Annotated in this window: 8 protein-coding genes and 2 pseudogenes; 7 read left to right on the forward strand and 3 right to left on the reverse strand. The window is 69.8% G+C overall.

What is annotated here, in order from left to right:
* Positions 1-183: 183 nt before the first annotated feature.
* The 7 genes and pseudogenes from FXN61_RS25865 to FXN61_RS25885 all read left to right on the forward strand — a co-directional run bounded on the left by FXN61_RS25865 (position 184) and on the right by FXN61_RS25885 (position 4424).
* Complete coding sequence (locus tag FXN61_RS25865) at positions 184-735, forward strand: TetR/AcrR family transcriptional regulator (RefSeq protein ID WP_167976625.1); 552 nt, start codon at positions 184-186, stop codon at positions 733-735.
* A 137-nt stretch (positions 736-872) separates the two neighbouring features.
* Positions 873-2231 (forward strand): annotated as a pseudogene (locus FXN61_RS55670) (MMPL family transporter); the annotation flags it as partial.
* 124 nt (positions 2232-2355) lie between these two features.
* Positions 2356-2736 (forward strand): annotated as a pseudogene (locus FXN61_RS55675) (MMPL family transporter); the annotation flags it as partial.
* Between the two features lie 6 nt (positions 2737-2742).
* On the forward strand, positions 2743-2892 hold the full coding sequence (locus FXN61_RS55680; protein ID WP_312877996.1) for a hypothetical protein: 150 nt from the start codon (positions 2743-2745) through the stop codon (positions 2890-2892).
* Positions 2893-2938: 46 nt separating this feature from the next.
* Positions 2939-3136 carry a hypothetical protein gene (locus tag FXN61_RS25875; RefSeq protein WP_167976626.1) on the forward strand — a complete coding sequence of 66 codons (198 nt, stop codon included), beginning with the start codon at positions 2939-2941 and terminating at the stop codon, positions 3134-3136.
* The gene (locus tag FXN61_RS25880) at positions 3133-3795 is read left to right on the forward strand and encodes a hypothetical protein (protein WP_167976627.1); all 663 of its coding nucleotides are present in this window, start codon (positions 3133-3135) and stop codon (positions 3793-3795) included. The genes FXN61_RS25875 and FXN61_RS25880 overlap by 4 nt, the downstream gene beginning before the upstream one ends.
* Before the next feature lie 23 nt (positions 3796-3818).
* Complete coding sequence (locus tag FXN61_RS25885) at positions 3819-4424, forward strand: hypothetical protein (protein WP_167976628.1); 606 nt, start codon at positions 3819-3821, stop codon at positions 4422-4424.
* Here FXN61_RS25885 and FXN61_RS25890 read toward each other — a convergent pair.
* From FXN61_RS25890 to FXN61_RS25900, 3 genes are all read right to left on the reverse strand, one after another.
* On the reverse strand, positions 4364-4732 hold the full coding sequence (locus FXN61_RS25890; protein WP_167976629.1) for a DUF6292 family protein: 369 nt from the start codon (positions 4730-4732) through the stop codon (positions 4364-4366). The two genes, FXN61_RS25885 and FXN61_RS25890, sit on opposite strands and share 61 nt — an antisense overlap.
* Positions 4733-4913: 181 nt before the next feature.
* Positions 4914-5849, reverse strand: coding sequence for a sporulation protein (locus FXN61_RS25895; RefSeq protein WP_167976630.1), 936 nt, complete (start codon positions 5847-5849; stop codon positions 4914-4916).
* Positions 5850-5878: 29 nt separating this feature from the next.
* A partial coding sequence (locus FXN61_RS25900) for a hemolysin family protein (protein ID WP_223165591.1) occupies positions 5879-6749 on the reverse strand: 871 nt, incomplete at its 5' end.

Consider the following 6749-nt stretch of genomic DNA (forward strand, 5'->3'; position numbering starts at 1 on the left):
CGCCCGGACAGCACGCATCAGTCCGAGCTCGGCCCTGTCGGCCAGCAGGGGAGTCCACGTCGTGGCCGGCCTCGACGACGGGATACATCTCGATCACCAGGACAGTGTGCGTGACGAAGGCCACCGACCATTTCGGTCGGTTTACCTACCGAACCGGTCGGTAAACGTCGTAAAGTCGCCGGCATGCCACGACAGCCCAGGACCGGAGTCGACGAGACGATCCTCGACGCCGCCGCCGCGCTCTTCGCGCGGCACGGCTTCGAGCAGACGTCGCTCAAGGCGCTCGCGGATGCCGTCGGCCTGTCCAAAGCCGGTCTGCTGCACCACTTCCCGAGCAAAGACGCTCTCTTCGACGCGGCGTGGCAGCACAGCCGCGTGCTGAGCAGGCAGGTGGTCGAGCAGGTGTCGCCGATGCCGGCGGGGCCCGCTCGCGAACGGCGGGCGCTGGAGCTGCTCACCGACATCGCGCTCGACCGGCCGGGCCTGGTCTCGTTGTTGTTCCGCTCGATGACCGCACCGGGCGAGGACCCTCAGCAGGCCCAGGACGAGCTGCTGATCAACGAGATTTTCGTCGTCGATCCCGACACCGAACCGGAACGCGCTATCCGGATCGTCGGCGCGCTCAGCGCCATGGCGGTGCTGACGCTGCTGGCCAACCAGGTCGGCGACAAGACCACGTGGCGTCCTCTGATCCTCGCAACTTGCACTGACGCACTCGGGCACCGGGAGACCTGAACACCATGGCGAAACTGCTCTACAGACTCGGAACGGGTGCTCACAAGCACCGGCTTCCCGTCGTCCTGATCTGGCTGCTCGTGCTCATCGGCTCCGGTGTCGGTGCCTTCACGCTGGGCGGGGAGACGTCCAACGCGATGTCCATTCCCGGCCAGGAGTCGACCACCGCGCTCGAGCGCATCGAGCAGAAGTTCGGCTCCGGCGAGAGCGCGTCCGCTCGGGTCGTCGTGAAGGCGCCGGACGGTCAGAAGCTGCCGCAGCACGTCAAGGCGATCACCGACCTGGTGGCCGACGAGGCCGCGCTCAAGGGCGTGCGGTCGGCGACCAACCCGCTCGACCAGGCCGCGCCCAGCGTGAACCGCGACGTCAACGTCGGCTACAGCACCGTCACCTACGACGTGAAGCCCGGCGAGGTGACCGACGAGCAACGGGCCGAGCTGACCAAGGCCGTCGACAAGGCGCGAGCGAGTGGCCTGACCGTCGAGGTCACCGGCACCGCCATGCAGGCGACGCCGCACGTCGGCGGGCCCACCGAGGCCATCGGTGTCGTGCTGGCGCTCGTCATCCTCGCGCTGACCTACGGCTCGCTGGTGACCGCGGGCATGAACCTGCTGTCGGCAGGCATCGGCGTCGGCATCGGCACGCTCGGCATCACCATCGCGACCGGGTTCATGGACCTGCAGTCGACCACGCCGATCCTCGCCTCGATGCTGGGGCTCGCGGTCGGCATCGACTACGCGTTGTTCATCATCAACCGCTACCGCCAGGAACTGCGCAGGGGATCCGACGTCGGCCACGCCGTCGCGACCGCTGTCGGCACTGCCGGTTCCGCCGTCGTCACCGCCGGCCTCACCGTGGTGATCGCGCTGGTGGGCCTGGTGATCGCGGGCATCCCGTTCCTCACGCAGATGGGCGTCGCGGCCGCGGCCACGATCGTCGTCTCGGTGCTGATCGCCGTCACGCTGGTGCCCGCGTTGCTGAGCATGCTCGGACGCCGTGTGCTGACCCGCAAGGAGCGCTCCGGCACGGTCGAGCCCGCCGACCGCGGCGTGGTCCGCGGCTGGGCGGGCGCCGTCACCCGCAACCGCGTCGTCGCTCTGCTGCTCTCGGTCGTGGCGCTCGGCATCGTCTCGATCCCGGTGGCCTCCATGGACACCACGCTGATCCAGAAGCCGCCGGCCGACTCCACGCAGGAACGTGCCGGCCAGATCCTCGCGCAGGGCTTCGGCGAGGGCTTCAACGGCCCGATCATCGTGCTCGTCGAGGGCAACGGCGCCGCCGCGACGGCCACCAAGGCCGCCGAGCCGATCGCGAAGATGTCCGACGTGGCCCTGGTGACGCCGGCTCAGCCGAGCCCGGACGGCAGCGCCGCGATGGTCACCGTGATCCCGAAGTCCGGTCCCGACAGCGCCGCCACCGAACAGCTCGTCGCCGACCTGCGCGCCGAACTGTCCGGTTTGGACGGTGGCAAGGCCTACGTCACCGGCGCCACCGCGGTGAGCGTGGACGTGGCCACGTCGCTGGACCGCGCGCTGCCGATCTACCTCGCGGTCGTCGTGGGCCTCGGCGCTCGTCCTGCTGGTGCTGGTGTTCCGCTCGCTGCTGGTGCCGCTGGTCGGTGTGCTCGGCTTCCTGCTGACCATCGGCGCGTCGCTCGGCGCCACGGTGGCCGTGTTCCAGTGGGGCTGGCTCGCCGACGCCGTCAACCTCGACACCACCGGCCCGCTGATCAGCCTCACGCCGATCCTGGTGATCGGCATCCTGTTCGGCCTCGCCATGGACTACCAGATTTTCCTGGTGTCACGGATGCACGAGGCGCACCACCACGGCGCCAAGCCGATCGAGGCCATCACCACGGGCTTCCGGCAGGCGGCTCCGGTCGTCGTGGCCGCCGCGCTGATCATGTTCTCGGTGTTTGCCGGCTTCGTCCCCGCCGGAGAGGCGACCGTCAAGTCGATCGCGTTCGCCCTGGCGGTGGGCATCTTCGTGGACGCGTTCGTCGTCCGCATGGTGCTCGTGCCGGCCGCGCTGGCCCTGATCGGTGAGCGCGCCTGGTGGCTGCCGCAGTGGCTGCGGTGGCTGCCGGAGCTCGACGTCGAGGGCACCGCGCTCGACGAGCTCTCCGCTAAGGACGAGCCGGAGCCGGTGACCGTTTAGCCGATTTCGCCGACCAGTCCGTCATGCCCGTGATCTCATCGCGGGCATGACGGACTGGTCGCAACTCGTGGCCGCGGCGGACGGCAATGGCCGGCAGGCGATCGACGCGGTGATGCGCGCCGCTGCCGCTGTGGTGAGCGGAAAGGACGAGGTTCGCACCGCGCACCCGGACGCCATGGCCAGCCCGCTGGCCGCCGTCTCCGAGCAGGTCCTCAGCCGTTCTCCAGGTAGGTCGAGTTCATGACGGACTGGTCGCAGCTCACCCACGCCTACGGCACCGCCGAGGACATCCCCGGCCTGCTCGACCGCGTCGCCACCTCGAACGACTCGGAGGCGTGGGACGAGCTCTGGAGCGCGTTGTGCCATCAGGGCACCACCTACCCCGCCAGCTACGCCGCCCTCCCCCACCTCGCCGGCATCGACGACGTCATGGCCGTCGTGCTCGCGGGCGCGATCGTCGCGGACGGCGGCGACGAGGTCCGCGCCGAGCACGCCGCGTCCGTCACGAAACTGCTGGTCAAGGCAAACGAGCTGCTGCCGGGCGCCGACGAGGGCACCTACGCGTACCTGCTCGAAAGCGTGCTGGCGTTCGAAGGCCTCACGGACTCCGCCGATGCCCTGTCGTGGGGCGTCGCCAACGAGGAGTACGAGATCGAGTGTCCTGGGTGCGGCGTCCCGATCCTGATCCTCATCTCCGACGGTGTCAGTCGCGCCGACGATTGCGCCGACCGCCCGCTGCGGCCCGCCGACGCCGCCGCGCTGGACGGCATCGGCCGCCGCCTCTGCGAGACCGCGACGAGCCACGGCCAGGAGAGGGTCGCCAGGGTGTTCCGGCACGTCTTCGGTCAGGCGACCTGCCCCGCGTGCGAGACCGTGGTGACGGTCTCCGAACAGATCCTCTAGCCGTTTTCAAGCAGGTGGAGATCATGACGGACTGGTCCCAGGAAACCCTCGACGAGCTCTGGGGCGACTTCATCGACGGCGGGGCGTCCCCGGAGAGCTTCGCCGCGCTCCCCAAGCTGGCCGACCTGGCGAACGACCCGGAACTGGCGGAACAGGCGGTGTCACTGGCAGGCGCGATCATCGCCGCCGGAGGTGCCGAGGTCCGCGACGAGCGCCTGGCAGCCGAGCTGCTGGCCGCGGCGAACCGGCTCCTGCCGGCCTCCGACGACTACTACGCGTCTCTGCTGGCCGCTCAACTGGCGTTCGAAGGCGTCGCGTACTGGCCGAACCTCGCCGAGAGCCTGGGGTCACTCCCCTTCGACGTGCTGTGCCCGTCGTGCGGCACCGACATCACGCTGCTGTTCGACCTCAGCCTCGCCAAGGCGTCGTTCATCGACGAGATCGGCGACACGAGCCCGTTGCAGCCCGTCGACCCCTCAGCACTGACAGGCATCGGCCGCAGGTTGTACGACACCGCCGCGTCACACGCCCAAGAGCGCGTGATGCGGGCGGTCGCCCACCTCTTCGGTCAGGCGACGTGTCCGCTGTGCGCGGCGGAGTTCACCGTGGCCGGCCGGGTCCTTTTCTGACCGAGCAGGCGCCGCACCCACCGCGCCACCGTGCGCGGGGGCGGCTCCACCGTGCCGCCCAGGTGCGCCACCACGGTCAGTTCGGCACCGCCCGGTTCCTCGACCGCGATCGCCCAGCCATGGCATTCGGTCCACAGCAGGGCGACGTCGCGGTCGGGGTGGCCGGGCAACCTGCCGTCCACCGCGATGTACAACCTCAGAGGCTTTTCCCGGTCCACGCACGACGACTCGCCGCTCAGGCCGAGCTCGCGCGTGACCCGCAGGGCGTAGTCGAGCATCAGCGTCACCACGTTGTCACCGTCCTCCATCCACCGGGGTAACAACGCCGACTGCTTGACGCACGGCGCGGTTACCCCGTTTCGTGGAACCCGAACCTCCGTCGTCGTTCTTCACGTAAGCCGGGTGCAGGTGAACCGGATTCACGTACCCCTGCGAGGGAGAGGCCCACGACCTGAGCCCGGTGCCGCGGCTCAGGTCGTGGGCTCGAAATCACTCTCCGCCGAAGTCCTCGAACGCGTCGTCGATCATCTCGCCCATCACCATGCCGCCCACGACACCGGCGGCGCCGGCCGCGACGACCGTGCCCATGCCGGGGCCGCGGTGACCACCGTGATGACCGTGGTGGCCGTGCTGGTCGTAGCCGTGCATGGCACCGCCGCGCTCCGCCACCTGAGCCAGCCATCCGTTGATCGACGTCGCCCAGTCGGCGGCCTGAGCCTCCTGATGCGACAGTCGGAAGTGGCCGAACGCGTCACCACCGGACGAGAACATCCCACCGCGCTTGTCGGCTTCCAGGATCACGAACAGCTCGTGCGGTGAAGCCACGAACGTCAGCTCCACCTGCTGGATCCGGCCGGCGAAGTGGGCAGGCGGGAAGAACTCGATCTCCTGGTAGAAGCCGAGCTCCTGCGGCACCCCGTGCAGGCGCCCCGCCTCGACGTCCGCGCTGCGGAAGCCGAACCCGAGCTGCCCGAACGCGGTGAGCACCGCGTCCTGCGAGGGCAGCGGGTGGATCAGCACGGGGTCGAGGTCGCCCTTGTCCGGCGCGCCCGCGATCACGAGCTCGGTCCGCACGCCCACGGTCATGCCCGGCAGCTGCGCGCCACCGACCGCCGTGATCGGGGTCTCCCACGGGATGGGCAGCTGGAACGGGATCGACACCAGCTGCCCGGCCGTGACCCGCACACCCTGCTGCACCACGACCCGCATGAACTCGGAGACGCCGCCGTACTCGTGGTCGCCGTGCTCGACCTCGACGCGGGTGACGAGCGACAGCACGACCTGGCCGATCTCGGCGTCCGCGCTGCCGCCCTGGATGCGCACCTGACCGGTGACGAGCTGGCCGGGCGCGGCGTGCGGCGAGTCCAGCACGGTGTCGACCGACGGGCCGCCGACGCCGAAGGCGCTGAGCATCCGCTTGAACATTTACGTTTCCTCTCGGAGGGAAACTCCGGTCAGCGGACGCCGACCGGACGGGTGTCGGTTTCATCCTCGAAGTCGCCGATCAGCTCTTCGAGGAGGTCTTCCAGTGCGGCGATACCAACCACTTCGCCGTCCTCAACCAGTGCGAGCTGTGCCCTGGAGCTCCGCATCTCGGTCACGGCCCTGGCCACCGGCGTCGACGCGGACAGCGTCAGCACCGGCCCCATCAGCTCCCGTGCCTCCGGGTCCTCGCCGCGCGCCGTGGCTCGCATGGCCTCGCGGATGTGCACGAGCCCGACGTAATGACCGCGCAGGTCGGTGACCGGGAAGCGCGACCGTCCACAGTGGAGGCTGCGTCGCTCGATCGCCCTTGCCGTCGTGTGCAGGGACACCGTCGCCGTCTCCGCGATCGGCACCATCACCTCGCGCACGGTCGTGCGCTGCACCTGCAACATCCTGGTCAGCAACCGTTGCTGGCCTTCGGGGATCAGGCCGTGCTCGGCGGACTGCCGCAGCAGCATCCGCAGGTCGTCCGGCCGGTGCGCCTGCGCGAGCTCGTCCTGCGGCTCGACCTTCATCAGGCGCAGCAGGCCGTTCGTCACCGAGTTCAGTCCACTGAGGATCCAGCGGACCGAGCGGGCGAACGCGCGGAACGGCAGCGCCAGGATCAGCGCGGACCGTTCGGGGTGCGCGATGGCCCACGACTTCGGCGCCATCTCGCCGACGACCATGTGCAGGAACACCACCAGCACCAGGCTGATCGCGAACGCCACACCGTAGGCGAACGCGTCCGGCAGGCCGGTCAGCTTCAGCGCGGGCTCCAGCAGGTCCGCGACGGCCGGCTTGGCCAGCCGCGCCCAGACCCAGCGTGCACAGCGTGATGCCGAGCTGGGCGCCCGCGAG

It is taken from the genome of Lentzea indica, from assembly GCF_012184385.1.
Classification (GTDB): Bacteria; Actinomycetota; Actinomycetes; order Mycobacteriales; family Pseudonocardiaceae; genus Lentzea; species Lentzea indica.

Bases quoted from the DNA above. Each gene is read 5' to 3' on its own strand.
- FXN61_RS25865 (WP_167976625.1), top strand. From the start codon at position 184: ATGCCACGACAGCCCAGGACCGGAGTCGACGAGACGATCCTCGACGCC.
- FXN61_RS55680 (WP_312877996.1), top strand. From the start codon at position 2,743: ATGGTGCTCGTGCCGGCCGCGCTGGCCCTGATCGGTGAGCGCGCCTGG.
- FXN61_RS25875 (WP_167976626.1), top strand. From the start codon at position 2,939: ATGACGGACTGGTCGCAACTCGTGGCCGCGGCGGACGGCAATGGCCGG.
- FXN61_RS25880 (WP_167976627.1), top strand. From the start codon at position 3,133: ATGACGGACTGGTCGCAGCTCACCCACGCCTACGGCACCGCCGAGGAC.
- FXN61_RS25885 (WP_167976628.1), top strand. From the start codon at position 3,819: ATGACGGACTGGTCCCAGGAAACCCTCGACGAGCTCTGGGGCGACTTC.
- FXN61_RS25890 (WP_167976629.1), bottom strand. From the start codon at position 4,732: ATGGAGGACGGTGACAACGTGGTGACGCTGATGCTCGACTACGCCCTG.
- FXN61_RS25895 (WP_167976630.1), bottom strand. From the start codon at position 5,849: ATGTTCAAGCGGATGCTCAGCGCCTTCGGCGTCGGCGGCCCGTCGGTC.